The organism is Acidovorax radicis N35 (assembly GCF_000204195.1).
Lineage (GTDB): Bacteria > Pseudomonadota > Gammaproteobacteria > Burkholderiales > Burkholderiaceae_C > Acidovorax > Acidovorax radicis.
The window spans coordinates 13,648-39,652 of sequence record NZ_AFBG01000020.1 but is presented as its reverse complement, the minus strand read 5'-3'; the positions used below and the strand labels follow the sequence as shown (position 1 = coordinate 39,652).

The window sequence follows — 26,005 nt, the reverse complement described above, 5'->3', positions numbered from 1 at the left end:
GTAGGGAACCTTCGGGGCCAAAGATGCCGGTGCCCGGCGCGCGGGCCTGTCGGCGGCACAGCGAGCCGCCTGTAGGACGGGACCTGCTGCACCCCGGCTCGATCCTCGTCAAGCATCCAGTGCGGGGACCTGCGGCGACTCGGCGCTGCGGCGCTGCAGCGGCAGCACGGCGGAAACCAGGGTGCCGTTGCCAGGGCGGGAGGTAATGGAGAGCCTGCCGCCCGCAGACTCCACCCGGTGGCGCATTCCAGAAAGCCCGTGCGACGTAGGCCGCACCGTGGCCGGGTCAAACCCCTCGCCATCGTCGCGCACCTGGACGGCCACATGGGTGGGGTAGCCATGCACCGACACCAGCACCTTGCTGGCCTTGGCATATTTGCCAATGTTGGTCAACGCCTCCTGCACCATGCGGTACACCGTGAGTTGCGACGCATCGGGCAGCTGGACCGCCTCCAGGCTGGTCTCGACCTCGATGCCCGCGCGCTCGGCGTATTCGCGCGTGAGAATCTCGATCGCGGCCGTCAAGCCGAGATTGGAAAGCGACGAAGGGCGCAGGTCCTCGATGATGCGGCGCTTGAGCGCAATGCCGCTGTTGAGCGTTTCGGTCAGGTGCTTGAGCCGTTCTGCCACTTCAGGGGCATTGGCGTCGATCTTGGATTTGAGCCGCGCCACATCGAGCTTTGCCGCTGTGAGCAACGCGCCCAGTTCATCGTGCAGCTCCCGCGCGAGGTGCCCGCGCTCGTCTTCGCGCACTTGTTGAAGGTGGTTCGCCAGCTCGGAAAGTGTTGCCGTGCGGACCTTCACAAGGCCTTCTAGGCGGTCTCGTTCGCGCTCCAGCAGGGCCTGCTCGCGCAGGTTGACCACCTGCAGCGCCTGCGCCTGGCGCAGGTACATGTAAAACGCCAACAAGCCAATCACGGTGACGGTGGCAATGCCGATGCGCGACAGCATGAGCGACTGCTCGATCTGCTCCTGACCTTGTTTCACGTGCTGGTCGCTGCGGGCAATCAATTCCAGCGCGTGTTTGCGGATCGCCTCCATGTGTTCCTTGCCCACATCGGTGTGCAGGATGAACTTCCAGGCATCTTCGTTGCCCTGCCGGCGCAAGCGCAGGCTCAGCTCCATCTCCGCGAGCTTGCGGGATATCTGCCGCGACAGCAGCGCAAACTCCTGCATGTCATCCGGGGCGTCCATGAACAGCCCACGCAAGCCGTCCAGGTTGGTCTGCACGGTGGCCACGGCCTTGTCGTACGGCTCCAGGTAAGTCTCGTTGCCGGTGAGCAGGTAACCACGCTGCCCTGTTTCTGCGTCCAGCATGCTCTGCAGCAGCAGATTGACGGCCTTGCGCGTGTTCTGGCCGTGGGTCATTTGCTCCACCGCATCCTGAGACCGCATGTGGCCCGTTTCATTGATACCCACCAGCACCATGGCCGCCAGCAACGCCATGGGCAGGCTCAGTGCCATCCTGCGGACTTTGGGCAGCCAGATGCGGGTGTTTTCTTTAAGACTCATACGCGGTATTCTGGATAATGTGTGTAGACCCGGGCACCACCCTGCCACCAGGGGTGAAGTGCCGGAACAATTTGCAACCAACAAACATCAGGAGCGGCATCACCGCCCTGCGAAAGAAAGATCGATGATCAAGATTGGCATTGTGGATGACCACGCGATTGTTCGTTCCGGGCTGCGGCAGTTCCTGTCGGAGCATGTGGATCTGCGGGTGGAGGGCGAAGCCTCCAACGGGCGCGAAGCTATCGACCTCGTGCGCAACAAGGAAATTGATGTCCTGCTGATGGACCTTTCGATGCCCGGCCAGAGCGGTCTGGATGCCCTGGCCATGCTGCGCGCCAAGGCTCCCGACATGGGCATCCTGATCCTGAGCGGATATCCCGAAGAGCACTATGCGATCAACCTGATCCGCCAGGGTGCGAGCGGCTACCTGAACAAGGAATGCGAACCCTCGGAAATCGTGGAGGCGATCCGCACCATTGCGCTGGGCCGGCGCTACCTGACGCCTGCCGTGGCCGAACTGCTGGCCCAGCAGCTCAATCGCAAGGATGACGCACCGCCCCACGAGCAGCTGTCTGAACGCGAGTTTCAGGTGTTCCTCAAGCTGGCCAAGGGGGAGACGGCGGGCGATATCGCCAAGGCCTTGTCTTTGAGCGTGAAGACGGTGAGCACCTACCGCACACGGCTGATGGAAAAGATGAGTCTGTCGTCCAACAGCGATCTGACTTACTACGCGCTCAAGAACCGCCTGATTGACTGACATGGGGTGGCCTCAGTCCGGGGTCCTGGCGGCTTGCTCAGCCAGACAACAGGAGCGGTAAAAACAAGAAGCCCCGCCGCGCATCCCGCGCGGCAGGGCCGAACGTCACAGCGAGTGGCCAGGCGCCGAGAAGGATTGGTTGGCAGCATCCATTCCCGCAGGGCTGCTGCTGTGCTGGATGCAGTAATCCACCAGCGCATCAATTTCGTTGGATTTATCAAAAACCGCATCCACCCCGAGTTGCGCGCAGCGCATGCGCACATCGGGCGTCGCGTAGTTGCTCAGTACCACCATCTTCTGGCCGGGGCGGCGTGAGCGGCACGCCGCCAGCACACCCAGCCCGCTGCCCTGGCGCAGGAAAAGATCCACGATCGCCAGGTCCCACTGTTCGCCGTGGGTGGCAAGCCAGTTCTTGCCCTCGTCCTCCGTCTCCGCAACCCCTACCGCTTCTACGGACGCCAACTCTTCGAGCGTCCCGATCAGGTTCTCTCGAATGGTGGCGTTGTCTTCAACGATGTAGGTGCGGAGTTTCACAGAAGGGCCCAGTTTCACGGTCAGCGCACGTTTGCGCTTGTCGAGCCTCAAATTTAGAGGTTCGGCTGAACGGATTCTGCCAGCCACCACACGTGGATGTTGTAGGAATAATCCTACCGAACAACACACACCGTGCAGTGCGCAGCGCGCGCTACATTCATGGTGCTCCATTCCATGGTTCGCCCATCGAGCATCAGCAAGCGCCCCGCCAGCGATGTTCCGATGCCCGCGAGCAGCTTGAGAGCCTCAGCCGCCTGCATGGCCCCCACTACGCCCACCAGCGGCGCAAACACCCCCATGGTGGAACAGCGCACCTCTTCAAATTCCGCCTCGGGCGGAAAAATGCAGGCATAACAGGGCGACGCGGCGTGGCGCGGGTCCACCACCGTGATCTGCGCATCAAAGCGGATGACAGCCCCCGCAACCAGGGGCTTGCGATGGCGCACACAAGCTGCATTGATGGCCTGGCGCGTGGCGTAGTTGTCGCTGCAATCGAGCACCACCGAGGCGTCCTGCACCAGCGCATCCAGCACGGTGGCATCGGCACGCGCCTGCAACGCCGTCACCCGCACTCCCGGGTTGATGGCCTCCATGGCGCTGGCTGCCGACTCCACCTTGGGCCGACCCACCCGGGCAGTGGTGTGGGCAATCTGCCGTTGCAGGTTGGTGAGGTCCACCACATCGTCGTCCACCAGGGTGATATGGCCGACACCGGCAGACGCCAGGTACAGCGCCGCAGGCGAACCGAGACCACCCGCCCCTACGATGACCGCATGGGACGCCAGCACCTGCTCCTGTCCCTCAATGCCCATCTCATCGAGCAGGATGTGGCGGGAGTACCGCAGGAGCTGGTCATCGGTCATGGCGAAAATCTCTGGAAAAGAAGCAAGAAAAAAGGCCGGATCTCGCTGGAAATCCGGCCTTCAGCGCAGGGAGCGAAAGCTCAATTCTCTTTCTTCTCGTCCTTGCGTTCTGTCAACGTCTTGCTGACCAGCACCGTCCGTCCCTTGAGCTGGTTCAGCGCCTGCACAAGCTGGAAGTCCTTGTCCGAGCCGAACTCCGGAGCCTTGCGTTCCGTGGCTGGCTTCTTGGCCTCTTCCTCCATGCGCTTGAGGGCGCTCTCGCGGGCCTTTTCACGGGCTTCGTCCTTCTTTTCCTCGCCTTGGCCGCTGCCCAGGTGCTTGTCAAGATCGGCCTCGCGCATGCGCAGGGCCGCAAAGACGTTGCCTTCTTCCGACTCGTCGATCATCACATCGGGCACGATGCCCTTGGCCTGGATCGACTTGCCACTGGGGGTGTAGTAACGCGCGGTGGTCAGCTTGATGCCGGTATCCGGCCCCAGCGGGCGCACGGTCTGCACCGAGCCCTTGCCAAAGGTCTGGCTGCCCATGATGGTGGCGCGCTTGTGGTCCTGCAGGGCGCCAGCCACGATCTCGCTGGCCGATGCAGAGCCCTCGTTCACCAGTACCACAAGCGGCACGGACTTGAGGGCTGCAGGCAGGCGGCGCAGCGGATCACCACCGCCGCGGCGCTGGTAGTAGTCGGGTGACGCCTTGTAGGTGGCCTTGCTGTCTGCCAGCTGGCCATTGGTCGTGACCACCGTTACGTTTTCCGGCAGGAATGCCGCCGAGATGGCCACGGCGGCATCCAGCAGGCCGCCGGGATCGTTGCGCAGGTCCAGCACCAGACCCTTGAGGTTGGGTTCCTGCTTGTAGACCTCTTCCACCTTGCGCACGAAGTCATCGACCGTGCGCTCCTGGAACTGCGACAGGCGGATCCAGCCGTAGCCAGGCTCCACCACCTTGCCCTTGACGGACTGGGTCTTGATCTCTTCGCGCGTGATGGTGACGGGGAAAGTCCGGCTTTCGTCCTTGCGGAAGATGGTGAGCGTGACCTTGGTGTTGGGCTCGCCGCGCATGCGCTTGACCGCATCGTTGAGCGACAGGCCCTTGACCGCCGTTTCGTCGATCTTGGTGATCAGGTCATTGGTCTTGAGGCCGGCACGGAAGGCGGGCGAACCCTCAATGGGCGATACCACCTTGATCAAGCCGTCTTCCTGGGTGATCTCGATGCCAACCCCCACAAAACGGCCCGAGGTACCTTCGCGGAATTCCTTGAAGGACTTCTTGTCGAAATACTGGGAGTGCGGATCGAGGCTGGCCACCATGCCGGAAATGGCGTCGGTGATGAGCTTCTTGTCATCCACCGGCTCGACGTAGTCGGTTTTCACGAGGCCAAACACCGCCGACAGCTGCTGGATTTCCTCCAGCGGCAGCGGGGTCATCGCGCCGCGGGCTACCGTCTGCAACGATACCGTCGTCAGAGCCCCAGCCACGACACCTACCGACACCCATCCTGCAATTTTGAGTTTGTGGCCCATACAACACCTTTTACCGCTTCAAAACCAATATACACCTTGGAAGGACCAAACCCGCTGCGGTTCCGCACAGGCGCTCACTTTCGACAGAATATCGGCAGGTTTTCCCTGTCTTTACCCCGGCTTTACGCCTTGCCTTGCGACGCGACCGCCGCTGCAGCCTTCGCGGCCGCCTCGGCATCGCCCAGATAGTAGTGGCGGATGGGCTTGAGATCGGCGTCGAGTTCGTATACCAGTGGGATTCCGTTGGGAATGTTCAGGCCCACGATGTCCGACTCGGAGATGTTGTCCAGGTACTTCACCAGGGCGCGAATGGAGTTGCCGTGCGCCGCCACCACCACGCGCTTGCCTGAGCGGATGGCGGGTGCCATGGCATCGTTCCAGAACGGCAGCACGCGGGCCACCGTGTCCTTCAGGCATTCCGTCAACGGCACGCTGCCTTCGGCCAGGGCGGCGTAGCGGCGGTCGTTGCGCTCGCTGCGGGGGTCCGTAGCCTCCAGGGCTGGCGGGGGGGTGTCGTAGCTGCGGCGCCAGACCAGCACCTGCTCGTCGCCGTACTGCTTGGCCATGTCGGCCTTGTTCAGCCCCTGCAGGGCGCCATAGTGGCGTTCGTTCAGGCGCCAGTCCTTGACCACGGGCAGCCAGGTGCTGTCCATTTCGTCGAGCGCGTACCACAGCGTGTGGACGGCGCGCTTGAGCACGCTGGTGAACGCCAGGTCGAACTCATAGCCCTCGGCCTTGAGCAGCTTGCCGGCCGACATGGCCTGGGAGACGCCAGTGGGCGTGAGATCCACGTCGGTCCAGCCGGTGAAACGGTTTTCAAGGTTCCAGGTGGATTCACCGTGGCGGATGAGGACGAGTTTGTACATGGTTTCCCCAGGAAAGGCGGGTCAAAGAAATGCGGGCCAAAACCCAGCATTCTAGAATTACGCTGTTCGCCAACCCAAGGAATCTTCGTGAAATTCATTATCGACAACTGGTATCTGATCTTTGTTGCACTGGCTTCGGGCGGCATGTTGCTGTGGCCTGTCCTCAAGAACGCCAGTGGCGGCTCGCTGACACCCGCGCGGGCCGTGCAGCTCATCAACCGCGAAAAGGCGGTGGTCATCGACGTCTGCGAAACCGAGGAATTCGCCGCAGGCCATGTGAACGGTGCCAAGAACGTGCCCCTGGGCCAGCTCGAAGAGCGCCTGCCCACCGTGGTCAAGAACAAGGCCCTGCCCCTGGTGCTGGTGTGCGCCACCGGTGCCCGCGCCAACCGTGCCGTGGCCATGGCCAAGAAGCTGGGCTATGAGAACGCCCAGGCCATGGCCGGCGGCCTCAAGGCGTGGCGCGAAGCCAGCCTGCCTGTGGAAAAAGCCTGAACCGCCCCCAGTTATTCCATCGACGATAGGCTTGTGCCTGGTCTCGTTGCCCAACAGGAAGAACCGCCATGCAACCCGTGAAGATGTACACCACTGCTGTCTGCCCCTACTGCATCCGGGCCAAGCAGATCCTCAAGTCCAAAGGCGTGGAGCAGATCGAAGAGATCCGCATCGACACCGACCCCGCCGCGCGCGTCCATATGATGGAGATCACCGGCCGCCGCACGGTGCCGCAGATCTACATCGGCGACACCCACGTGGGTGGCCACGATGATCTGGTGGCGCTGGACAGTCGCGGCGAGCTGATGCCCCTGCTGGGCGCCGCCTGACCCCCTCACCGGGCGCTGCATAATGCAGCCCCATGTGCCCGCTGCGGGAGCTGATCCCCGGCGGGTTTCGTTTTGCTGAAACCCGTTTGCATAAGAGACTTCACCATGGCCGACCAAGAAAACCCCGTATTCCAGATCCAACGCGTCTACCTGAAGGACCTGTCGCTGGAACAACCCAATTCCCCCGGCATCCTGCTCGAACAAGAGCAGCCCAGCGTGGACATCCAGCTGGGTGTGGAAGCCACTCCCGTGGCCGAAGGCATCTACGAAGTGGCCGTGACCGCCACCGTGCAGACCAAGATCAAGGACAAGACCGTGTTCCTGGTCGAAGCCAAGCAAGCCGGCATCTTTGAAATCCGCAACGTGCCGGAAGACCAGATGGGCCCCATCATGGGCATCGCCTGCCCACAGATCGTGTACCCCTACCTGCGCGGCAACGTGGCCGACGTGATCAACCGCGCCGGCTTCCCGCCCGTGCACCTGGCCGAGATCAACTTCCAGGCCATGTACGAGCAGCAACAAGCGCAGGCCGCCGGCCAGGCTTCGCCCATCATCACGCAGTAATCATCAGCGTTTAGAGGCTTTTTGGCCTCTAGCGCTTGATAGATAAGCGCCAAAAGCTATGAAAATCATAGTATTGGGTGCCGGTGCCTGGGGTTCTGCGCTTGCCATGAGCGCGGCCCAGCACCCTGCCGGCCATGCGGTCACGCTCTGGGCGCGCGACGCCGCCCAGGCAGGCAGCATGCGTGGGGAGCGCCAGAACCCGCGCTACCTGCCCGGCATCGCCTTCCCCGCTTCCCTCACCATTGCAGACGGCGACTTTGCCACGCTGCTGCCGGGTGCCGACCTGGTCATCGTGGCCACACCCATGGCGGCGCTGCGCGGCATGCTGCGGGCGCTTGCCGGCTGCACCGCCCCTGTGGCGTGGCTGTGCAAGGGTTTTGAGGCCGTGGCCACCGGTGCCGATTCAGCATCTTTTGGACTGCTGGCGCATGAGGTACAAGCGCAAGTAGCTCCTGATTTGATAGCAGGTGTTTTCAGCGGCCCAAGCTTTGCGCAGGAAGTGGCGCTGGGGCAGCCCACGGCCCTGGTGGCCGCCAGCCCCCATGCCGCCGTGCGTGATGCACTGGTCAACGCCTTCCACAGCCCCAGTGTGCGCGTGTACGCCAACGAAGACATCGTGGGCGTGGAAGTGGGCGGGGCGGTGAAAAACGTGCTGGCCATCGCCACCGGCCTGTGCGACGGGCTGGCGCTGGGGCTCAACGCCCGCGCCGCCCTCATTACCCGCGGGCTGGCCGAGATGACGCGGCTGGGCCTGGCGCTGGGCGCACGCCCCGACACCTTCATGGGCCTGTCCGGCCTGGGCGATCTGGTGCTGACCGCCACCGGCGACCTGTCGCGCAACCGGCGCGTGGGCATGCTGCTGGCGCAGGGCCAGACCCTGGCGCAGGCGGTGGAATCCCTGGGCCATGTGGCAGAAGGCGTCTACAGCGCCCGCACCGTGGTGCAGCGTGCACAGACCCTGGGCGTGGACATGCCCATCGCCGAGGCAGCCGTGGCCCTGCTCGACGGCCGCCTGCAACCTGCCGAGGCCGTGGCGCAGCTCATGGGGCGCGGCCCCCGGGGCGAGCTCTGAGAAGGTGTGACGCAGTCCCCTTGCACAGCACCGTGAGGGTTACCCCACCGACAGGCGCCGCAGCAGCCCCTCTTCATCGTCGGGGTGGAAAAAATACGGGTAAAAACTGCGCTCCTCGCTGGCCAGCTTGGGCTGGCCACCAAACTGGTCGATGAGGCGGCGCCCCTTGTCGGCGCCGATGTGCAGCAGCACGGCGGGCGCACCCACACGCTCGCACATGCGCTCGGGGCCGATCTGGTCAAAACACAGCATGCGCCGATAGAACGGGGCGTGGCGCGGATTCACCTCGATGACGATGTCGGTGGCCCGCCGTGCCCGGAAGGCCACGATCCACGCAATGTGGAAGATGGCACCCAGCACATGCTTGGAGCGCACCTCCGGGTCCATCGCGAGCTTGCCCATTTCGCAGATGCGCGCGCCACGCTGGCGCAGTTCGGCGATGAACTCGGGGTACTGCTCCTCGGCCGCCAGGTGCCCGTCGTCCATGCGCACCGAAATCGTCCCTTGCGACTGCCCGTCGATCTGCACCACCAGGCTGCTCAGGTCGCAGTCGTGCGACAAGGTGGCCTGCATGCTGTAGCCCTTGCGGGCATACATGCGGGCCAGCAGCCCCTGGCCCTTGCGCGACAGGCGGATCTTGCAGGTCTTGGTCTCGGGACATCCCAGGCGGCTCAGGTACTCGCCCGGGTAGGCAAGCTCGACAATCGTCTGTTCTTCGGCATGCATGGGGACTCCAGTTCTTCTGATGCGCCCCACCTACCCGCGCCCTGTGCGTGGCGCCAAGCAGCCGGACCCTCGGCGCTCCATTGAGAGAGGAAGTGCAGCTTAGCGGCTTCCTCGTTCCATTGCAGCCCGGGGCAATGCGGGAAGCGGACCAACGGCCGGACGGCCTTGGCAAAAGGCATGCGGGGGCCACTCCCGGCACCGCCCAGCAAAAAGCCGCAGGGCGCCCCGAAACGGGCGCACTGCGGCTTTTTTTAGGACCCCTCGCGGGGCGCGATCAGAACACGCCGAACAGCATGAGCAACAGAACCACGGACAATGGGACGCCGAGCAGCCAAGCAATGATGGGCATAGTGATCTCCTGAGAAAGGTTGAAGGGGATAAGTGATTTCACTGTATGGCCCCGCTTTTCCCGCCCTTGTGCGCCTGCACTGCGCATGGCCGTAGGCGCATGCCTACCGGCTGTCGGAGCGGTACCCGCCCCCCAGCGCGATCAAAGCCCCTGTTCCAGCGCCAGCAGCTCGTCCACCGTCTGGCGGCGGCGGATGAGGCGCGCCTGGCCACCATCGACGAGCACCTCGGCAATCAAGGGGCGCGTGTTGTAGTTGGAGGACATCGATGCGCCATAGGCCCCCGTGTCGTGGATCACCAGCAGATCACCCACCTGGGCGCCTGGCAGGTCGCGCGGCAGCACCACGCCGCCATCGCCCTGCGTGAACACGTCGCCGGATTCGCACAGGGGTCCCGCCACCACGGTGGGGTGCTCTGCCTCCGTGGCGCCATCGCGGCGCAGCACACTCATGGCGTGATAGCTGCCGTACATCGACGGGCGCATGAGTTCGTTGAAGCCGGTATCGACCAGCACGAAGTGGTTGTTGCCTGCGTTCTTGGTGGCACGCACCTGGCCCAGCAACACGCCGGATTCGGCCACCAGGTAGCGGCCGGGTTCGATCTCCAGGCCCAGCTTGTGGCCCACGATGGCCTCGGCCTGCTGGCGTGCAGCGTCCCACAGGCCGTGGTAGTGCTGGGTGTCGACCACCGGGTCGCCACTGCGGTAGGGGATGGACAGGCCACCACCGGCCGAGATGGCGTGCAGGTCATGCCCCGCCGCATGGGCCGTGCGCACCAGGCCCACCATGGCGCCGCAGACTTCGGCCAGGTGGCTGTAGTCCACGCCCGAGCCAATGTGCATGTGCAGGCCCACCAGCTTCAAGCCATGCTGCGCGATCGCGGCCAGCGCCGCAGGCAGGTCGGTGTGCCAGATGCCGTGCTTGCTGTGCTCGCCGCCGGTGTTGGTCTTGTTGCTGTGGCCGTGGCCAAACCCGGGGTTGATGCGCAGCCACACGGCGTGGCCGGGCGAGCGCGCGCCCAGCTGGTGCAGCATGTCGATGGAACCCGCGTTGACCGGCACGCCGTGTTCGACCACGCAGTCGAGCGTGGCGGCGTCGAACAGGTCGGCGGTAAAGACGATCTCTGACGACTCTCCGCCGGCCGTGTAGCCCGCCGCCAGCGCGCGCAGGATCTCGCCGCGCGAGACCGCATCCACCTTCACGCCCTGCTCGCGCATGAGCTTCAGGATGTGGATGTTGGAGCAGGCCTTCTGCGCGAAACGGATGGTCTCGAAGTTGGACACCTGGGCAATGCGCTGGCGGATGGTGGCCGCGTCGTACACCCACAGCGGGGTACCGAACTGGTCGGCCAAAGACCACAACTGGGCGGGCGAGAAGGGGTTGGACATGGAGACTCCGAAGACACAAGGCTGAATGGAAGCCCGGATGATGCCCCCTGACAGGTATTTGGTCGAATGCTTTTATTTCCAACATTCATTCATTTTGGATATGCTCCGCGCATGACCGACACGCCACTGGCCCACCGCATCACCCACCGGCACATCGAAGTGTTTCGCGCCGTGATGACCGCCGGCAGCGCCACCGGCGCGGCCGACCTGCTGCACAGCTCGCAGCCCACGGTGAGCCGCGAGCTGGCCCGGCTGGAATCGCTGCTGGGCTATGCGCTGTTCGAACGCATCCAGGGCCGCCTGCGGGCCAACGCGCGGGCACTGGCGCTTTGGGACGAGGTGCAGCGCTCGTGGCAGGGCCTGGAACGCGTGGTGGGCCGCGCGGTGGCGCTGGGCCGTCCCGACGCTGTGCAGCTGGCAGTGCTGTGCTTGCCCGCGCTGGCGCACGCACTGCTGCCCGGTGCGGCGGCGCGGCTGATGCAGGTGCAGCCCCACGCGCGCCTGTCGGTCACGCCGCAGGATTCGCCGCTGCTCGAAGAATGGATGAGTGCCCAGCGTTTTGACCTGGGCCTGTGCGAGCAGACCGCCGCCCCACCCGGCACCCGCGCCGAGGTGCTGCTCACCCTGGACGAAGTGGCCGTGCTGCCCGCCGACCACGCCCTGGCCCGGCAACCCGTGCTGCAGCTGGCGGACTTTGCCGGCCAGCCCTTTGTGAGCCTGTCGGCCGACGACCCCTACCGCCGCATCATTGACGCGCGCTTTGCCGAGGCCGCCGTGCCGCGCACGCTGCGCATGGAAACCCACAGCGCCGCAGCGGTGTGCGCGATGGTGGAGCACGGCCTGGGGCTGGCCATCGTCAACCCGCTGACGGCCCTGACGGCTGCGGCGAATGGCCGGCTGGTGGTGCGGCGGCTCGCGTTTTCGATCCCGTTCAGCGTGGCGGCCGTGCTGCCGCTGTACCGCCCACCGCTGCCCGAGGTGTTGCCCATGCTGGAGGCCCTGCGGGCCGAAGCTGCGGAAGTGGCGCGCCGCCTTCAGGCGTTGGCTTAGCCACCACCCCTGGCGGCACGAACGCTATTAATTAAATAGCTAGCAGCGCTTAACGGATAAGCGCCAGTACCTGTTTTCAGGCAAAACTCAGGGCGGCGTGAGGGTGCGGACCTTCTCGGCCAGCCGCTCCTGCACCGAGGGCGACACGAACTTGTGCACCTCCCCGCCCAGCACGGCAATCTCGCGCACAAAGGTGCTGCTGATGAACTGGTATTTGTCGCTGGGGGTGAGGAACACGGTTTCCACCTGCGGCATCAGGCTGCGGTTCATGCCCGCCAGCTGGAACTCGTAGTCAAAGTCGGTCACGGCGCGCAGGCCACGCACCATGGCCTTGCCGCCACGCTCCACGACAAAGTCGCGCAGCAGGCCCGAGAAGGCTTCGACCTGCACCTGGGGGTAGCCCTTGACCGCCTCGCGGACCATGTCGATCCGCTCTTCCAGGTTGAACAGGGTCTTCTTGTGGTGCCCCGCCGCCACGGCCACGATCACGCGTTCGAACAACTGGGTGGCCCTGCGCACCACGTCTTCATGGCCCAGCGTGATGGGGTCAAAGGTTCCGGGGTAAACGGCGAGCACGTTCTGGGCCATGGCTGGTTGTCTCCTGTCTGGCGGAATGACGTTGGCCCCGGCCCCGGGCGCCTGCCCTGTGGAGGCCAGCCGGGCCGCGTGCGCGCATTATGCAGTGCACTGCAACATGAGGTCGCAGTGCACCGGCGCGTGGCAGACCTGCGCCGCTACGGGCCCGCCGGCAACGCTCCCTGCGCCACCTGGCCCGGCGCCAGCAGCATCAGCCGGGCCACCAGTGCCACCAGGTCTTGCTGGCGCTGGGTGCGCGTCTTGGCCAGGAGCGCGCTCATCTGCGTGCGCACGGTCGAGATGCGCGAGCCGCGCGCGTCCGCAAAATCCTGCGGGGTCTGGCCGCGCATCAGCGCCAGCAGCAGGTCGGCCTCGGACGGGCTCAAGCGGTAGGCCTGGCGGGCCAGGGCCACGGCGGCCTCGCTGCACAGGCTGCGCTCCAGCACCACCCAGGCGACGCCCGGCGCGCGCAGGCACACGCCCAGCGCGGCCAGGTCGCTCAGGGGCAGCGTCACCAGCAGCAGCCCGCCCTCCGTGCCGGGCAGTTCCACACAGCCACTGCGCCCCAACAGTGACTGCTGGAACAGCGCGCGCAGCGCCGCATCGGCCGTGCTGGCCAGCAGCGGACCGCGCAGCAGGGCCCGCAGGGCGGCGCTTTCCGGCCGGGCGCTCAGCAGCCGGGTGCGCGCATTGGCGTGCAACAGGCGGCCCGCCGTGTCAAAAAACAGCAGGCCCATGGGCATCTGCTCCATGAGCGACTCCACGCCCTGGGTGCGCGCGCGCAGGGCCACCATCTCGCGGTGCAGAAACGCGGCGCGCTGCACGCCGCCAAACTCCGCGCGAAAGCGCGCGACTTCCTCCGGCGCAAACCCCTCGTCATCCCCCTGGCGGTACACCGACATGAACAGATTGCCCACCGGGTGCGATGCGCCCTGGCTGCCGCCAAACATGCGGGTTCCGATGCCGTATTCGCGCAGGAAGTCGCTGTAGATCTCGGTGCGGCGAAAGCCACGCGTGGCGTGCACGGGCGCGTCCGTGGCCACCCAAGTGCCCGCTGCGCCCAGGCGCGCGCGCTGCGCCATCGCGTCGTCCCACAGCGGGTCTTGCAGCCGAAAGTGCGTGGCATAACGCCGCGCCGCCTCGGGGGTCACGCCCATCGCCAGCAGCGCGGGCGCGCCGTCGCTCGAGGGCGACTGCAGCCAGTAATCCACCTCGGGGTGCGCCGCAAACTCAGCGCCCCACTGCGCCAGCTGGTCCAGGCCGCTGGCCAGGAAGGCGCCACCGAGCAGGTCCGCGCGAAAGCTGGCGGCGTAGCGGGCCAGCGCGTCGCTCCAGCGCGCATCGTCGGCCACGGAGCCCAGCAATTCACCCAGAGCGTGGTGCAACAAAAACCTTTCCAAAAGGGGCCCCTCAAGGGCCTGTTCACGATCTCGCCGGGCACCGGACCACCCGGAGTTCCTGGCCGCCCCGAAGACCGGTGCGCGAGGCTCTGAGGCCTCGCACAACGAAGAGCGGCGGATGGTACGGCCCACCGGCTGCCGCCACATCGTTCAAGCGAATGATGTCGCACGGCGCCGACGCTTGCGACCACTTGTTACCCAAAGAGACATCCCACCCGTTCACAGCGCCAGAGCAGTGCGGACCCACGCGACTCCTCCAGGTGGCGGATAGGCAGGCCAGGGCCCCATTTCTACATTCTGGCCACGCCGCCGCCTGGGCCCTCGGCAGGGCAGGCGAGCAATTTTCGTTTCCTCTATTCCGACCCCTTCCCCATGAATTCTTGCTGCACCTCCCCCCTTTTTCGCCGCGCTGGCGCCAGCGTGGCCATGGCCCTGGCCGTGCTGACCGCCACCTCGGCCCAGGCCGCCATACCGGCCGGCCAGCGGCAGTTTCTGGTGGATTTCTACCACCACACCAATGGCCCCGCCTGGAACTTCAGCAACAACTGGCTGGGCGCACCGGGCACCGAATGCACCTGGATTGGTGTCACCTGCGACGCCGGCGAAAACACCGTGACCGCCCTGAGCGTGCAAAGCAACAACCTCACGGACCCCGTGGGCGCCCTGCTGCCCGACTGGTCCGCGCTGCCAGACATCCGCACCATCAACCTCAGCGACAACCAACTGGCTGGGCGGCTGCCCCCCATTTCGGGGCTGCCAGAGCTGAGGTCGCTCGACGTCTCCCACAACGACCTGCAAGGCACGCTGCCCAGCCCTTCGGGCCTGACCCACTTCTTCCGCTACCACGCCCACAACAACCAGTTCACAGGCCCGCTGCCCGCCCTGCCCCCAACGCTGGAGCAGCTGCGCGTGGAGAACAACCAGCTCACCGGCCCGGTGCCCGCCCCGCCCGCAGCCCTGGTGGCAAGCGCGTCGGCCCTGTGCCCCAACCAGCTGACCCCTTCGGCCAGCGCTGCCTGGGACACGGCCACAGGCAGCACGCCCTGGCACGCCACCTGCAGCGCCCCGCCCGCTGCCACCCCCGTTCCCACCCTGAGCGAGTGGGCGCTGATCCTGCTGGCCCTGGGGGCGGCCACGGTGGGCATGGCGGCGCTGCGCCGCAAGCAGTTTTAAGCCTTTTTGGCCCCTGGCGCTTGTCCATCAAGCGCCAATAGCTATACAAAATATAGCAATTCAGCGTCTGCAGCGCAGACTTGGCAGCCGATCCGCACAGGGTTGGCAACGCACGCCTCCAGCCAATGCCCCGCGCCACATCGTTCATGTGAACGATGGCGGGCGCCACGTTACGGCCTACGATCCGCAGCCCATCCCTGCACGGCACGCGCCTTCTTCTGTGACCCTCACCCCGCCCCGGCCCACCCCCACCGCCGTCAGCGACGCGCTGTTCAACACCCAGGCCTGCCTGAACTGTGGTGCACCGCTCACCGGCCCGTTTTGTGCGCAGTGCGGGCAGAAAAAGGCCGCGCGCATGGGCAGCAGCACCGTGCGCAAGGAGGCCTGGGAGCGTTTTCGCTGGTTTGAATGGAGCACCATCCGCAACGCACTGCGCGTGCTGCCCCAGCCCGGCACCACCGCACGCGAATACGTGCTGGGCCAGCGCAAGGACCACCCCCACCCGCTGACCCTGCTGTGCCTGGCCATCGGCTTCCTGCTGATCGTGCTGGGCCACACCGACTATTTGCGGCCCGAGCTGCCCAGCGAGGCGGCGCAGCGCATGTACGCGCTGGTCGCCGGGTATTCCAAGTGGTCGTTCTCGCTGGGTGCGGTGGCGGCGTTTGCCAGCATGTGGATGGTCTTCCGCCGGTGGGGCTACAACGCGGCCGAGCTGCTGGCCCTGGCGCTGTACTGCCAGGCGGTGTTCATTGCGCTGCAGATGGTCAACCAGCTGCCGCTGGTGCTGGCGCCGTCTCCCGGCCTGCTCAAGTGGCACAAGGCCTGGTCGCCCTGGTACATGACGGCGCTGCAGACGCTGATGCTCATGGTGGCGCTGCGGCAGTTTTTGGTGCTGGACCTGCGGCGCGATGGCTGGCGGCTGCTGCTGGCCGGCGCGCTGTTCGCGGCGCTCAAGTGGCAGGCCACCCAGCTTTATGCCCGCGCAGTGGTCGAACTCGTGCTGTGGCAAATGGGCGCCTGAAAACCGTGAACAAGTTCATGAAAACCTGTCGGGCCGCAGCCACATCCTTCATCTGAATGATGTTGCGGCGGGGACATCGACCCTACCATCCGGCGCAGATCATTCAACCTGATGAGGAGCCCCCATTGAGCGGTGAAGAGCGGGACCCGCAGCCTGTGGGAATACCGGGTTTCGAGACCCTGATGGCCGAAAGCCTGGAGGCCCTGGGCGAGCCCGGCATGGTGGAGCGCCTGCTGCACCGTGTGGGCGAATCGCTGGGCAGCCACAAGGTGGTGCTGTTTTGCCCCCTGCCCGGCTCGGACGACCCGCTGGCCGCCTACCAATGGGGCATGCCCGATGATTTTCTGGCGCGCTACGCGAACCTGATCCAGGGCAGCGATGCCTGGAGCGAGGCGCTGGAGCGCCAGCAGGCCCAGGCGCTGGCACGCGGGGGCTCGCTGAGCCAGCAGCTGGTGGGCACCCAGGCGCTGCGCCGGGGCGCGTTTTATGCCGACTACCTGAAACCCCTGGGCATCGACGCCATGGTCAACAGCATCGTGGAGGCCTCGCCCGAGGTGGGCATGCACGTGCTGGCGATGTACAACGACCTGGGCCAGAGCGAGTTCACCCCCGAACAATTTGCCCGGCTGCGCGCCGTGACGCCCTGGGTGCGCAGCCTCATGCGTGCCCAGCGCCGCCTGCAGCGGGCCCGCCGCCACAGCAGTGCGCTGGAGCGCACGCTGGACCAGTTGCCCCTGGGGCTGATGCATGCGAACCAGCGTGGCGAGGTGCGTTACCTGAACGAACATGCCCGCGCCTGGCTGGGGGTGGAGGACGAATGCCGCATCCTGCTGCGCAACGCCACGGGCTGGCAGGCGCGCCAGCCCCTGCAGCTGGCGCAGATCCACCCCGGGCTGACGCCACTGCTCACCGCCAGCCTGAGCACACGCTCGCCCGTCTCGGCCCGGCTGCAGACACAGCAGGACCCGGCGCCGGGAACGCTGGTGGCCCTGGCCGCGCCGCTGCGCAATGGCCCGGGGCCCGCCGCCGAGCCGCTGGCCCAGTTCATCCTGGTGCCCGAGGCACCGCCCCACGCGGGTGCCACGGTGTCGGTGTGCAGCGCGCTCTATGGCCTGACCCCCGCCGAAGCCGCCCTGCTGCCCCTGCTGCTGCAGGGCATGACGCCGCGCGAAATGGCCGACAACCGGCACGTGAAGATGCCCACCGTGCGCTCCCAGCTGGCCAGCCTGTACGCCAAGACCGGCACACGCGGCCAGGCCGAACTGGCCCAGCGCGTGCTGCGCGTGGCGGCCCTCGTGACAGCATGAGACACCCCCCTGAGTCGCCTTCGGCGCCTTCCCCCCGCTCTCGCATTGCTGCGCAATGCGGGCAAGGGGACGCGGCCCTCACTGCAGGGCGGCCGTTGCTCGGTCGCCCTGGCTTGGGGCGCGCCAGTTTCGACGGCTGCGCGCAACACGCAGCGCAAACGGCCACCGCATTCACTGATCCCAACCCAAGGAACCCATCCCCATGAAACACAGCAATGTTCGCCCCGTCGCCTTCGCCTGCGCCGCAATGATGGGCCTGGCCTTTGGGGGCCTGGCCATGGCGCAAAAGACCGCCGCTGTCGCCAAGCCCAGCAAGGCCCAGCTGGCCGCCGAACTGGCGGCCACCCTGCAGGCGTGTTCGTACGACGGCAGCCCGCTGGCGTTCTCGCCGCCCGACCTGTCCAAGGGCGGCGCCACCGGCAAGCAGGTGGTGGCCGAGATCATGAAATACACCGGCCTGCCCGCCAACTTTGTGGTGGTGGAGGGCAAGGTGCCCAATGCGGCGGCGGTGATCATGGCGGGGCCGGACAAGATCCCGCGCCGCGTGATCGCCTACAACCCCGGCTTCATGGGCGAGGTGATCCAGGCCACCAAATCCAACAACTGGGCGCCTGTGAGCATCATGGCCCACGAGATCGGACACCACCTGTCGGGCCACACCATCGTGCCCGGCGGCAGCCAGCCGCCCATCGAGCTGGAGTCCGACAAGTTCAGCGGCTTTGTGCTCTACAAGATGGGCGCGCCGCTGGCCGACGCCCAGCGCGCCATCGCCACGCTGATCCCCGAGAAGGACGGCGAAACCCACCCCGGCCGCAAGAAACGCCTGGCCGCCATCGAATCTGGCTGGAAGGAAGCCTGCGAGCTGCAAGGCGGTGGGCCGCAGTGCTCGGGCGGATTGCCGGTGCGCACCGCAGCGGCTGCCCCCGCTGCACCGGCACCCGCTGCCGCAACACCCGCCCCGGCACCAGCTACCACGGTGGCCAAGGCGCCGGCGCCCACTGCAGCACCCGCGGTGCCCTCGGCCAAGACGCCCGCCCCAGCCCTGGCCGCCGCGGCCGAAACCCTGCCCAAGGTGGACGCTGCCGCCATCCCGTCCAAGGGCACACAGTTCATCTACGACGAGTTCGGCATCCTGGACCCGGCCATCCGTGCGCAGTTTGAAAAGCAGATGTACGACCATGCGCAGAAGACGGGCGTGGAGATCGTCACCCTGCTGGTGAAGGACCTGGGCGGCAAGACCGCCGAGGAATACGCCCACGCCATGATGCGCCAGCTGCGCGTGGGCAAGCTCGATGTGGGCAACGGTGCCGTGCTGGTGGTGGCACCTGAGCAGAACCAGGCCGCCGCCGTGCTGGGATCGGGCGTCGCGCTGGAGATGGGCAGCCACGACAAGACGGAGCAGCTCAAGCGCTGGATGAACACGGCCTGGGCGCTGTGCAAGAAAAAGAGCGCCTGCGGCAACTGGACCGAAAACCTGATGCTCGCAGCCGACCACCTGCGCCGCGATACCAGCCACGCCGACTGGACCATCGCCTACCAGTCGCTGGGCGACATCCAAAAGGCCGATGCCGCTGAAAACGGCAAGGTCACCAACCCGAAGGACAGCAAGGTCTGGCGCAAGATCGTGCGCCTGTCGGGCACCGTCGAGGCGCTCAATCCGCCCGCCGGCAACAAGGCCGCCTGGGTCAACGATGCGAAGGTCAAAAACGGCAAGCAGGCCGTGCTGATGCGCAGCGCCGAGGGGCTGACCACGATGCTCTACGTCGACCCGCGCACCATGGCGCTGCAGCCCGGCGGCAAGCTGGAGCAGGGCAAGACCTACACCCTGATCGCGCGTGCGGCGGGCCTGTCGTGGAACCCCAAGGACACGCAGTCGCTGGACGTGCTGAGCTACAGCGTGACGGAATAGGGACCAAGCGTTCGGCATGTCTGCCTCGACCTTCGCCATGCTCCTGGCTGGCGCCGCCAGCCTGCTGCCCGCGCTGTTCTTCATGTTCACGGCACTGCTGGGCAGCAACGGCATGAACTCCGCGCAGGGCGGAAAACTGCTGGGCACCCTGGCCGGGCTGTTGGTGCTGGGCTGGATCGGCGCGCTGTGGCTGGCGCGTCACCTCGCGCACTGGGGCCAGGCGCGCGGCTGGTCCACCGTGGCCAGCGTCGCTGCCGCCACCGGTGGCGCGGTGGTCGCCTACACCGTGCTGGCGCTGCTGGCCACCGTGGCAGCGCTGCTGTGGGTGGGCGCATGAGCTGGCGGCACCCCTCCTCGAAAGAAAAAATCCGCAAAGAAGGACAAGCCTCCATGCACCATCCCTTGCTCAAGCCGCTTTGCAGCACCACCCTCGCACTGCTGACCACACTCACCCTGCTGGCTACCGGGACACAGACAGCCCAGGCAGCCGAACACTTCTGCGGGCAGCCCACCGCCCACCCCATCGACAAGGCCCTGGCGGCGGCGTCCGAGCGCAGCGGCGGCGTGACGGTGGACCTGCGCGACGCCCAGTCTGCCGCCTACGCCGCATGGGACAAGGAGCTCAACCGCATCTACGCCCAGGCCCTCAAGGCCGCCGGCCCGACCCGGCGCGACGCCCTGCGTGCGGCACAGCGCGCATGGCTGGCGTTTGACACCGCGCAGGGCCACTGGGACGCCATGCTGCATGCCGACCAGGGCACATCGGCCGCGCTCAACATCGCTGGCGCCGCGCTGGAACGCCGCCGCGCGCGGGTGTGCGACCTGAGCATGGACCTGCAAAGCCTGAAGGATTCGGAATGATGCGCCGCACACTCCTGCGGCTGCTCCCCATGCTGGCACCCGGACTGGCCCACGCGCAGGACCAACCCACGGTGTGGCTGCGCGTGCGCAACCACAGCCAGGAGGTGTTCGAGCATGTCTGGCAGGGCCTGCCGGGCACCCGCAGCGACGTGGACCTCGGCCCCTTGCGGCCCGGCCAGACCAGCCGGTGGCACGCCTTTCCGGCCATGCTGGCGCACTACCGCAAGACGCGCATCCAGCTGGCCCAGCGCCAGCTCGTCGACGTGACCGACACCTCCTTCCCCCAAGGCCGCGCCACCCTGGAGCCGGGCCACTACACCTTCGCCTACACGCTGGAGGGCGATGTATTGCGGTTGACGGTGATCCCGGAAGCCCTGGCCACTGCGCCGGACAGATCACATCAAAAACAATAGCTTCTAACGCTTATCGGATAAGCGCTAGAGCCCAATTTCATTCAAAAAATGGCGTCCATGAACACCCTCAGCACCTTGCACCCTGTCCGCATGGCGCGGCTCACGGCCCTGGCGGCTGCCCTGTTTGCGGCGGCCTGTGGCGGCGGGGACGCCAACGAGGCTCCCACTCCCACTCCCGCCCCAGGCACGGCCCCCGCACCCGCACCGGGGCCCACGCCGGAACCCCCAGCGCCGCCCCCGCCCGCCCCCACGGCACCGCCGGTGCAGCCCCCGTCTGCACCACCCCCATCGCCGCCGCCATCGCAGCCCCCCTCGGTACCGCCACCGCCACCGCCTCCGGCGCCACCCCCGCCCAGCGCGGGATGGAGCGTGGTTTCGGTGAACTCCCTGCTCACGCCCCTGGCCATCGCCAGCGACCTGACCCCCAACCCCGGCCGGGGCTACTACCAGTGGCGCTCGGACCCGGGTGACGTGCCGCTCGCACAATCGGCACCGCCCCAGGCCGCCTACCAGCGCTACCTCTGGAAAGACCTGGAAGGCAACACACCCGGCCAATACAACCTCGGCAACCTGGTGGCCGCGCGCGATGCCGCGCGGGCTGCGGGCCGGCAGTTTGCCTTTCGCATCCAGGCCATGCGCGGCTACGGCACCAACACGCTGGACGTGCCCACCTACCTGCACGGTGCGGGCACGGCACAGCCGCAATGCTCGGCACCCAACCCCGCCTGCGTGTGGACGGCCCCGATGCCCGCCCCCACCCCGCCCGCGCCCGCATTGCCGCCCACGCTGGTGCCCAACTGGAACCACCCCTATGTGCTGGAGCGCATGCAGGCCCTGCTGCAGGCCGTGGCCACCGGGCTGGGGGATACCTCCGACCTGGCCTGGATCGACGTGGGCCTGTATGGGCAATATGGCGAGTGGGCCATGAACACCACCAATGTGGTCTACACCACGGCGCCCCCTGGCATCACCCCGGCCTCCAACGCCACCAAGCGCAGCCTTGCACAGATGCATTTCGACAGTTTTCCCAATGCGCAACATGCGATGCTCATCCCGCATGCCAATCTGGACACGCTGCAATATGCGTTCTTCCAGCAGACCACCACCGCGCTGCCCGTGGGCCTGCGCTGGGACTGCCTGGCGCAGGACGGCTTCATGAAGCAGTGGACCGACCGCCCGAGCGACTGGGCACAGATCTCGGACCGCTGGAAGACCGCCCCCTGGATCGCGGAGTTCTGCCCCTTCGGCCCCGGGGACACCAAGACCAACGCGGCCACCGCGCTGCAGCAGGTGCGCGATTTTCATGTGTCCACCGTGGGCAACGGCAACCTGAACGCGCCGTGGTCCAGCTTCCCGGGCACCGAACAGGCCGACCTGGCCGCCGTGGGGCGCGAGGCGGGCTACCGCTTTGCCCTGGGGCCCATCACCGTCACGACCCCCACGCCCAGCACGGTGCAGGTGCAGGCGCGCGTGGACAACACGGGCAACGCACCGCTCTACACCCCCTGGCAACTGCAGGCGCAGCTGCGCAATGTCGCAGGCCAGGTGGTGGCCAGCCGGGAGCTGCTGAGCGCCGCCCAGGCGCGTGCGATTCTTCCGGGCCAGCCCGCACAGATCAACACCACCTGGACCCTGCCGAGCCCACCCGCTGGCAACTACACGGTGCACCTGGCCTGGGTGCGCCAGCCCACGCTGGCGGGGCTGCCTCAGACGCTGCGCTGGAACATGTCGGGCACCGAGGCCGACGGCAGCGCCCGGCTGGCGACGTTGAAACGGTAGGGTGCCGCGGGCCTGCGGGCCCGCAGCTTCGGCTCAGGCGCTGCGTTTGAGCAGGTGCGCGTGTACCGCACCCGCCTTGAGGTGGCGGTGCACAGCCAGTCCCCACGGGGCCAGCTCTTCATCGGCCCAAACGCGGGGCGCTTCGAGGTACACAAACCCATCGGCGGCCACCGCCTTGGCGGCGGCCTGCAGGGCGGCGCTGAACAGGTCGCTGTCGAACGGCGGGTCCAGCAGCACCAGGTCGATGCTGGCAGGCGCCGCCTGCTTGAGGGCGGCAATCCCGTCGCCGCGCTGCACGCGCACGGCGGTGGCCTGCAGGCGCTGCTGCAGGGTGTGCAGCTGGGCCACCAGGGCGGCATCGCTTTCCACCAGCTGCACGGCGCTGGCACCGCGTGAGGCAGCCTCCAGCCCCAGGGCGCCGGTGCCCGCGAAGGCGTCCAGGCAGCGCCAGCCCGCCAGGTCCTGCCCCAGCCAGTTGAACAGGGTCTCGCGCACGCGATCGGGTGTGGGGCGCAGGCCGGGTCGCTGCGCCACGGGCAGGCGGGTGCGCTTCCACAGCCCGCCGATGATGCGGATTTCGCCCGCGCCCTTGGGCGCAGCGGCTGCGGCCGCCTTGTCCTTGTTTTTGGGCGCGCCCTTTTTGCCGGTGGCGGCAGCCGGGGGGGTGGCCGCCGCGGTCTGGGCCTTGCGGATCTCAGCGTTGATGGCGGTGGTTTTCAGGGTCGAGCGGCTCATGGCTTGCCCCCCACCACCACGGTCACCATGCGTTCGGGTTGCAGCTTCTTGGCCATGGCCGTGCGCACGTCGGCCACGGTGAGGGCTTCGACCTTCTTCGTCCACTGGTCCAGGTAGTCGAGCGGCAGCTCGTTCCAGGCGATGTTGGCGACGTTGCCCAGGAGTTTCTTGTTGCTGTCGATGCGCAGCGCAAAGCCGCCGATGAGGTTGTCCTTGGCGGCGCGCAGCTCGGCTTCGGTGGGGCCTTCGGCCACGAAGCGCGCGATCACGTCGCGCGAGACCTTCACGGCCTGGGCCGCCTGGTCGGGGCGGGTCTGCAGGCCCACAGTGAAGGCACCGGCATGCATGCCGGCGGCGAAGTAGCTATAGACGCTGTAGCTGAGGCCGCGCTTTTCACGCACCTCGTTGGTCAGGCGCGAGACAAAACCGCCTCCGCCCAGGATGTGGTTGCCCACCAGCAGCGCCACAAAGTCCGGGTCGCGGCGCTGGAAGCCCGGCTGGCCGATGAGCACATGGGCCTGGGCCGAGGTGAAGGGGAGGGTCTGCTCCACCGGCGCGGCCAGCGCGCTGATCTCGCCCACGGGCGGCAGCGGCGCGCAGCCGGTGCTGGCGGGCAGGCGCGACAGCAGCGTGGCCACCAGCGCCTGGGCCTGCGCGCGCGACACGGCGCCCACGATGCTGACCTTGGCGCGGCAGGCGGCGATGTGCTGGGTGTGGAACGCCTGCATGTCGGCCACGTTGATGCGCGCCAGCGTCTCTGCGGTGGTCTGCACGCCGTAGGGGTGGCTGCCGTACACGGCAGCTTCAAACGCGTGGTTGGCCACAGTGGCCGGGCGTGTCAGCGACTCCTTGATGCTGGCGCTCCAGCGGGCGCGGTCGCGTGGCCAGACGTCGGCTGGAAAGCTGGGCTCGCCGATCTGGCGCGCGGCCAGGCGGGCGGCCTTGTCGAGCAGTGGTGGGTCGGTGAGCGAGCGCAGCGAATACTGCAGCCTGTCATTGTCGGCGGCCGCCTCGAAATTGGCGCCCAGGTCGGCCCAGGCCTCGCCCAGGCCGTTCTCGTCGAGCGCGGGCTCATTGCCCAGGGCCTTCACGCCCTTGCTGGCCATGGCGGCCATGGCACTGGCCAGGCCCGCCTGGGCCGCAGGGTCGCGGCGGCTGCCGGCGTCAAAGTCGATCTGCACATCCACCATGGGGATGACCGGGCTTTCGACCAGGTAGACCTTGGCGCCGCTGGGCTCCGTCCAGTGCTGGATCGGCAGCAACGCCCAGGCAGAGTTTGAATAAAAAACGGCTCCAGCGCTTATCAGTAAAGCGCGAGCAGCTATGTTTTTGAGAGTAATCATGTACAAAGGCCCCAGTGCGGGTTCAACGGATCACAGCGCCGGGCGGCAGTGTGGGGCGGGCGCGGGGGGCATCCAGGGGCTGTGGCAGCAAAGTGGCCACCGTGAGCTGGTCGTCGCCAAAATACTTGGCAGCCACGGCCTGCACCTGGGCGGGCGTGACGGTGCGCAGCAGCTCCAGCAGGCGTTCGTTGGCGTCGAGCGGAAAGCCCTGCACCCAGTTGCCGCCCAGTTCCTGCGCCTGGTTCATCACCGAATCTCGCTCGTACACGGTGGAGGCGATCCATTGCGTCTTGACGCGGGCGAGTTCGGCCTCACTCACGCCATCGCGGGCCACGCGGGCCACCTCGGCGCGCAGGGCGTCTTCCACCTGCTGGGCCGTCTTGCCTGCAGCGGGCACGCCGTTGAGCATGAACAGGCTGGGGCCACGCCCCGTGACCATGGCGCTGCTGTTGGCGCTGTCGGCCACGCGGTTCTCGCCCTGGGTGAGCGCACGGTCGAGGCGGGCGCCGTCGTAGCCGCTGAACACCGCCGACAGCACCATCAGCGCGAGGGCGTCGCGGTCGGTGTCGGTAAGGTTTTCCACGCGGTCCAGGCTGGGGGTGCGAAAGGCCAGCGCCACATAGGCCTGTTCGGCCGGGGCCTTGACGGCAATGCGGCGCAGGCCCTGCTGCGTGGGCTCGGTGCGCGGCTTGCGCTCGGGCAGCGCATGGGCGGGAATGCTGCCGTAGTACTTTTCGGCCAACGCCCGCACCTGGGCCACATCCACATCGCCGGCCACCACCACCACGGCGTTGGTGGGGGTGTACCACTGGCGGTAGAAGGCGCGCGCGTCGTTGGGCGTCATGGCATCGAGGTCGCTCATCCAGCCCACGATGGGGCGGCGGTAGGGCGACGCGGTGAAGGTGGCGGCAAACAGCTGCTCGGCCAGCATGGCGCGGGGCTGGTCTTCGGTGCGCAGGCGGCGCTCTTCCTTCACCACCTCCAGCTCTTTCTTGAATTCCTCATCCGGCCAGTGGTTGTGGGCGAACCGGTCGGATTCGAGCTTCATCACGTCTTCGAGCCGGTTGGAAGGGATCTGCTGGTAGTAGCCTGTGTAGTCCCGGCTGGTGAACGCGTTCTCCCGCCCGCCCAGGGCGGCCACGCGGCGCGAGAACTCGCCCGGCGGCAACGTCTTGGTGCCCTTGAACAGCATGTGTTCGAGCACATGGGCCACGCCCGTGGTGCCGTCCACTTCGTCCATGGAGCCCACCCGCACCCAGACCATGTGCACGGCCGTGGGGGCGCGGCGGTCGGGCTGCACGATGAGCTGCATGCCGTTCTTGAGCGTGAACTGCTGCGCGCCAGAGGCCGTGACGGACGGCGTGGTGGAAGGCGCAGCGGGGGGTTGAGGGGCGGGAGGCGTTGCCGCAAAGGCAGCCCCGGACGAGAGGCAGGCCAGCAGGCCCAGTAGGGTGAAAGCGCGTTTCAT

Annotated in this window: 26 protein-coding genes; 14 read left to right on the top strand and 12 right to left on the bottom strand. The window is 66.9% G+C overall.

Annotation, left to right across the window (positions count from 1 at the left end; genetic code table 11):
* Nucleotides 1-108 precede the first annotated feature (108 nt).
* Nucleotides 109-1,512 (bottom strand): sensor histidine kinase, encoded by a 1,404-nt coding sequence (locus ARADN35_RS0114005; RefSeq protein ID WP_010463171.1) that lies wholly within the window; start codon nucleotides 1,510-1,512, stop codon nucleotides 109-111.
* A gap of 124 nt (nucleotides 1,513-1,636) precedes the next feature.
* Here ARADN35_RS0114005 and ARADN35_RS0114000 point away from each other — a divergent pair, with 124 nt between their 5' ends.
* Nucleotides 1,637-2,269 (top strand): response regulator, encoded by a 633-nt coding sequence (locus ARADN35_RS0114000; RefSeq protein WP_010463169.1) that lies wholly within the window; start codon nucleotides 1,637-1,639, stop codon nucleotides 2,267-2,269.
* A 105-nt stretch (nucleotides 2,270-2,374) separates the two neighbouring features.
* Here ARADN35_RS0114000 and ARADN35_RS26395 read toward each other — a convergent pair whose 3' ends face one another.
* From ARADN35_RS26395 to gpmA, 4 genes are all read right to left on the bottom strand, one after another.
* Nucleotides 2,375-2,803 (bottom strand): response regulator, encoded by a 429-nt coding sequence (locus tag ARADN35_RS26395; RefSeq protein ID WP_035197925.1) that lies wholly within the window; start codon nucleotides 2,801-2,803, stop codon nucleotides 2,375-2,377.
* 113 nt (nucleotides 2,804-2,916) lie between these two features.
* Nucleotides 2,917-3,666 carry a HesA/MoeB/ThiF family protein gene (locus ARADN35_RS0113990; RefSeq protein ID WP_010463166.1) on the bottom strand — a complete coding sequence of 250 codons (750 nt, stop codon included), beginning with the start codon at nucleotides 3,664-3,666 and terminating at the stop codon, nucleotides 2,917-2,919.
* An 80-nt stretch (nucleotides 3,667-3,746) separates the two neighbouring features.
* Nucleotides 3,747-5,183, bottom strand: coding sequence for a S41 family peptidase (locus tag ARADN35_RS0113985; protein ID WP_010463164.1), 1,437 nt, complete (start codon nucleotides 5,181-5,183; stop codon nucleotides 3,747-3,749).
* Between the two features lie 122 nt (nucleotides 5,184-5,305).
* On the bottom strand, nucleotides 5,306-6,049 hold the full coding sequence (gene gpmA, locus ARADN35_RS0113980; protein ID WP_010463162.1) for a 2,3-diphosphoglycerate-dependent phosphoglycerate mutase: 744 nt from the start codon (nucleotides 6,047-6,049) through the stop codon (nucleotides 5,306-5,308).
* Between the two features lie 87 nt (nucleotides 6,050-6,136).
* On the opposite strand from gpmA, the gene ARADN35_RS0113975 reads away from it, so the two are divergent.
* The 4 genes from ARADN35_RS0113975 (at nucleotide 6,137) to ARADN35_RS0113960 (ending at nucleotide 8,509) form a co-directional block, all read left to right on the top strand.
* Nucleotides 6,137-6,544 (top strand): rhodanese-like domain-containing protein, encoded by a 408-nt coding sequence (locus ARADN35_RS0113975; protein ID WP_010463160.1) that lies wholly within the window; start codon nucleotides 6,137-6,139, stop codon nucleotides 6,542-6,544.
* Between the two features lie 68 nt (nucleotides 6,545-6,612).
* Complete coding sequence (gene grxC, locus ARADN35_RS0113970; protein ID WP_010463158.1) at nucleotides 6,613-6,873, top strand: glutaredoxin 3; 261 nt, start codon at nucleotides 6,613-6,615, stop codon at nucleotides 6,871-6,873.
* Between the two features lie 105 nt (nucleotides 6,874-6,978).
* Nucleotides 6,979-7,437, top strand: coding sequence for a protein-export chaperone SecB (gene secB / locus ARADN35_RS0113965; RefSeq protein ID WP_010463156.1), 459 nt, complete (start codon nucleotides 6,979-6,981; stop codon nucleotides 7,435-7,437).
* Nucleotides 7,438-7,495: 58 nt separating this feature from the next.
* Nucleotides 7,496-8,509 (top strand): NAD(P)H-dependent glycerol-3-phosphate dehydrogenase, encoded by a 1,014-nt coding sequence (locus ARADN35_RS0113960; RefSeq protein ID WP_010463154.1) that lies wholly within the window; start codon nucleotides 7,496-7,498, stop codon nucleotides 8,507-8,509.
* Between the two features lie 39 nt (nucleotides 8,510-8,548).
* Here ARADN35_RS0113960 and ARADN35_RS0113955 read toward each other — a convergent pair whose 3' ends face one another.
* Nucleotides 8,549-9,235 carry an N-acyl amino acid synthase FeeM domain-containing protein gene (locus ARADN35_RS0113955; protein ID WP_010463152.1) on the bottom strand — a complete coding sequence of 229 codons (687 nt, stop codon included), beginning with the start codon at nucleotides 9,233-9,235 and terminating at the stop codon, nucleotides 8,549-8,551.
* Between the two features lie 490 nt (nucleotides 9,236-9,725).
* On the bottom strand, nucleotides 9,726-10,970 hold the full coding sequence (lysA, locus tag ARADN35_RS0113945) for a diaminopimelate decarboxylase (RefSeq protein ID WP_010463150.1): 1,245 nt from the start codon (nucleotides 10,968-10,970) through the stop codon (nucleotides 9,726-9,728).
* Between the two features lie 111 nt (nucleotides 10,971-11,081).
* Between lysA and ARADN35_RS0113940 the strand changes: the two genes are divergently transcribed.
* Nucleotides 11,082-12,020: a LysR family transcriptional regulator gene (locus tag ARADN35_RS0113940; protein ID WP_010463148.1), complete on the top strand. Its 939-nt coding sequence runs from the start codon at nucleotides 11,082-11,084 to the stop codon at nucleotides 12,018-12,020.
* An 87-nt stretch (nucleotides 12,021-12,107) separates the two neighbouring features.
* On the opposite strand, the gene coaD is transcribed toward ARADN35_RS0113940, so the two are convergent.
* Together coaD and ARADN35_RS0113930 are read right to left on the bottom strand one after the other, a co-directional pair.
* Complete coding sequence (gene coaD, locus ARADN35_RS0113935) at nucleotides 12,108-12,608, bottom strand: pantetheine-phosphate adenylyltransferase (RefSeq protein WP_010463145.1); 501 nt, start codon at nucleotides 12,606-12,608, stop codon at nucleotides 12,108-12,110.
* 146 nt (nucleotides 12,609-12,754) lie between these two features.
* Nucleotides 12,755-13,984 carry a helix-turn-helix transcriptional regulator gene (locus ARADN35_RS0113930; protein WP_244265905.1) on the bottom strand — a complete coding sequence of 410 codons (1,230 nt, stop codon included), beginning with the start codon at nucleotides 13,982-13,984 and terminating at the stop codon, nucleotides 12,755-12,757.
* 384 nt (nucleotides 13,985-14,368) lie between these two features.
* Between ARADN35_RS0113930 and ARADN35_RS0113925 the strand changes: the two genes are divergently transcribed.
* The 8 genes from ARADN35_RS0113925 (at nucleotide 14,369) to ARADN35_RS0113890 (ending at nucleotide 22,459) form a co-directional block, all read left to right on the top strand.
* The gene (locus tag ARADN35_RS0113925) at nucleotides 14,369-15,169 is read left to right on the top strand and encodes an IPTL-CTERM sorting domain-containing protein (protein WP_081474638.1); all 801 of its coding nucleotides are present in this window, start codon (nucleotides 14,369-14,371) and stop codon (nucleotides 15,167-15,169) included.
* 220 nt (nucleotides 15,170-15,389) lie between these two features.
* Nucleotides 15,390-16,190, top strand: a complete 801-nt coding sequence (locus ARADN35_RS0113920) for a DUF3667 domain-containing protein (protein ID WP_010463141.1) — start codon at nucleotides 15,390-15,392, stop codon at nucleotides 16,188-16,190.
* A gap of 125 nt (nucleotides 16,191-16,315) precedes the next feature.
* Nucleotides 16,316-17,497, top strand: coding sequence for a helix-turn-helix transcriptional regulator (locus tag ARADN35_RS0113915; RefSeq protein WP_010463140.1), 1,182 nt, complete (start codon nucleotides 16,316-16,318; stop codon nucleotides 17,495-17,497).
* 202 nt (nucleotides 17,498-17,699) lie between these two features.
* Complete coding sequence (locus ARADN35_RS26990; protein WP_010463138.1) at nucleotides 17,700-19,406, top strand: TPM domain-containing protein; 1,707 nt, start codon at nucleotides 17,700-17,702, stop codon at nucleotides 19,404-19,406.
* A 16-nt stretch (nucleotides 19,407-19,422) separates the two neighbouring features.
* The gene (locus ARADN35_RS0113905) at nucleotides 19,423-19,743 is read left to right on the top strand and encodes a hypothetical protein (protein WP_010463137.1); all 321 of its coding nucleotides are present in this window, start codon (nucleotides 19,423-19,425) and stop codon (nucleotides 19,741-19,743) included.
* Nucleotides 19,744-19,796: 53 nt separating this feature from the next.
* Complete coding sequence (locus ARADN35_RS26985; RefSeq protein ID WP_010463134.1) at nucleotides 19,797-20,267, top strand: lysozyme inhibitor LprI family protein; 471 nt, start codon at nucleotides 19,797-19,799, stop codon at nucleotides 20,265-20,267.
* Complete coding sequence (locus tag ARADN35_RS0113895) at nucleotides 20,267-20,680, top strand: hypothetical protein (protein WP_010463131.1); 414 nt, start codon at nucleotides 20,267-20,269, stop codon at nucleotides 20,678-20,680. The genes ARADN35_RS26985 and ARADN35_RS0113895 overlap by 1 nt, the downstream gene beginning before the upstream one ends.
* A 57-nt stretch (nucleotides 20,681-20,737) precedes the next feature.
* Nucleotides 20,738-22,459, top strand: a complete 1,722-nt coding sequence (locus ARADN35_RS0113890) for a DUF4832 domain-containing protein (protein ID WP_139019199.1) — start codon at nucleotides 20,738-20,740, stop codon at nucleotides 22,457-22,459.
* Between the two features lie 33 nt (nucleotides 22,460-22,492).
* On the opposite strand, the gene rsmD is transcribed toward ARADN35_RS0113890, so the two are convergent.
* Genes rsmD through ARADN35_RS0113875 form a run of 3 tightly spaced genes read right to left on the bottom strand, consistent with a single transcriptional unit; the run spans nucleotide 22,493 to nucleotide 26,005 of the window.
* A complete protein-coding gene (rsmD, locus tag ARADN35_RS0113885) occupies nucleotides 22,493-23,194 on the bottom strand; it encodes a 16S rRNA (guanine(966)-N(2))-methyltransferase RsmD (RefSeq protein ID WP_010463128.1) in 702 nt (233 codons plus the stop codon).
* Nucleotides 23,191-24,537, bottom strand: coding sequence for a M16 family metallopeptidase (locus ARADN35_RS0113880; RefSeq protein WP_029414016.1), 1,347 nt, complete (start codon nucleotides 24,535-24,537; stop codon nucleotides 23,191-23,193). The genes rsmD and ARADN35_RS0113880 overlap by 4 nt, the downstream gene beginning before the upstream one ends.
* A 22-nt stretch (nucleotides 24,538-24,559) precedes the next feature.
* Nucleotides 24,560-26,005: a M16 family metallopeptidase gene (locus tag ARADN35_RS0113875; protein WP_010463123.1), complete on the bottom strand. Its 1,446-nt coding sequence runs from the start codon at nucleotides 26,003-26,005 to the stop codon at nucleotides 24,560-24,562.

Excerpts from the sequence above, each read along its gene's own strand:
- gpmA (WP_010463162.1), bottom strand. The coding sequence starts at position 6,049 with ATGTACAAACTCGTCCTCATCCGCCACGGTGAATCCACCTGGAACCTT.
- ARADN35_RS0113880 (WP_029414016.1), bottom strand. The coding sequence starts at position 24,537 with ATGATTACTCTCAAAAACATAGCTGCTCGCGCTTTACTGATAAGCGCT.
- ARADN35_RS0113955 (WP_010463152.1), bottom strand. The coding sequence starts at position 9,235 with ATGCATGCCGAAGAACAGACGATTGTCGAGCTTGCCTACCCGGGCGAG.
- ARADN35_RS0114000 (WP_010463169.1), top strand. The coding sequence starts at position 1,637 with ATGATCAAGATTGGCATTGTGGATGACCACGCGATTGTTCGTTCCGGG.
- ARADN35_RS0113960 (WP_010463154.1), top strand. The coding sequence starts at position 7,496 with ATGAAAATCATAGTATTGGGTGCCGGTGCCTGGGGTTCTGCGCTTGCC.
- ARADN35_RS0114005 (WP_010463171.1), bottom strand. The coding sequence starts at position 1,512 with ATGAGTCTTAAAGAAAACACCCGCATCTGGCTGCCCAAAGTCCGCAGG.
- grxC (WP_010463158.1), top strand. The coding sequence starts at position 6,613 with ATGCAACCCGTGAAGATGTACACCACTGCTGTCTGCCCCTACTGCATC.
- ARADN35_RS0113940 (WP_010463148.1), top strand. The coding sequence starts at position 11,082 with ATGACCGACACGCCACTGGCCCACCGCATCACCCACCGGCACATCGAA.
- ARADN35_RS0113890 (WP_139019199.1), top strand. The coding sequence starts at position 20,738 with ATGAACACCCTCAGCACCTTGCACCCTGTCCGCATGGCGCGGCTCACG.
- coaD (WP_010463145.1), bottom strand. The coding sequence starts at position 12,608 with ATGGCCCAGAACGTGCTCGCCGTTTACCCCGGAACCTTTGACCCCATC.
- ARADN35_RS26990 (WP_010463138.1), top strand. The coding sequence starts at position 17,700 with ATGAAACACAGCAATGTTCGCCCCGTCGCCTTCGCCTGCGCCGCAATG.
- ARADN35_RS26985 (WP_010463134.1), top strand. The coding sequence starts at position 19,797 with ATGCACCATCCCTTGCTCAAGCCGCTTTGCAGCACCACCCTCGCACTG.
- ARADN35_RS0113985 (WP_010463164.1), bottom strand. The coding sequence starts at position 5,183 with ATGGGCCACAAACTCAAAATTGCAGGATGGGTGTCGGTAGGTGTCGTG.
- ARADN35_RS0113895 (WP_010463131.1), top strand. The coding sequence starts at position 20,267 with ATGCGCCGCACACTCCTGCGGCTGCTCCCCATGCTGGCACCCGGACTG.
- ARADN35_RS0113875 (WP_010463123.1), bottom strand. The coding sequence starts at position 26,005 with ATGAAACGCGCTTTCACCCTACTGGGCCTGCTGGCCTGCCTCTCGTCC.
- lysA (WP_010463150.1), bottom strand. The coding sequence starts at position 10,970 with ATGTCCAACCCCTTCTCGCCCGCCCAGTTGTGGTCTTTGGCCGACCAG.
- ARADN35_RS0113925 (WP_081474638.1), top strand. The coding sequence starts at position 14,369 with ATGAATTCTTGCTGCACCTCCCCCCTTTTTCGCCGCGCTGGCGCCAGC.
- ARADN35_RS0113990 (WP_010463166.1), bottom strand. The coding sequence starts at position 3,666 with ATGACCGATGACCAGCTCCTGCGGTACTCCCGCCACATCCTGCTCGAT.
- secB (WP_010463156.1), top strand. The coding sequence starts at position 6,979 with ATGGCCGACCAAGAAAACCCCGTATTCCAGATCCAACGCGTCTACCTG.
- rsmD (WP_010463128.1), bottom strand. The coding sequence starts at position 23,194 with ATGAGCCGCTCGACCCTGAAAACCACCGCCATCAACGCTGAGATCCGC.
- ARADN35_RS0113905 (WP_010463137.1), top strand. The coding sequence starts at position 19,423 with ATGTCTGCCTCGACCTTCGCCATGCTCCTGGCTGGCGCCGCCAGCCTG.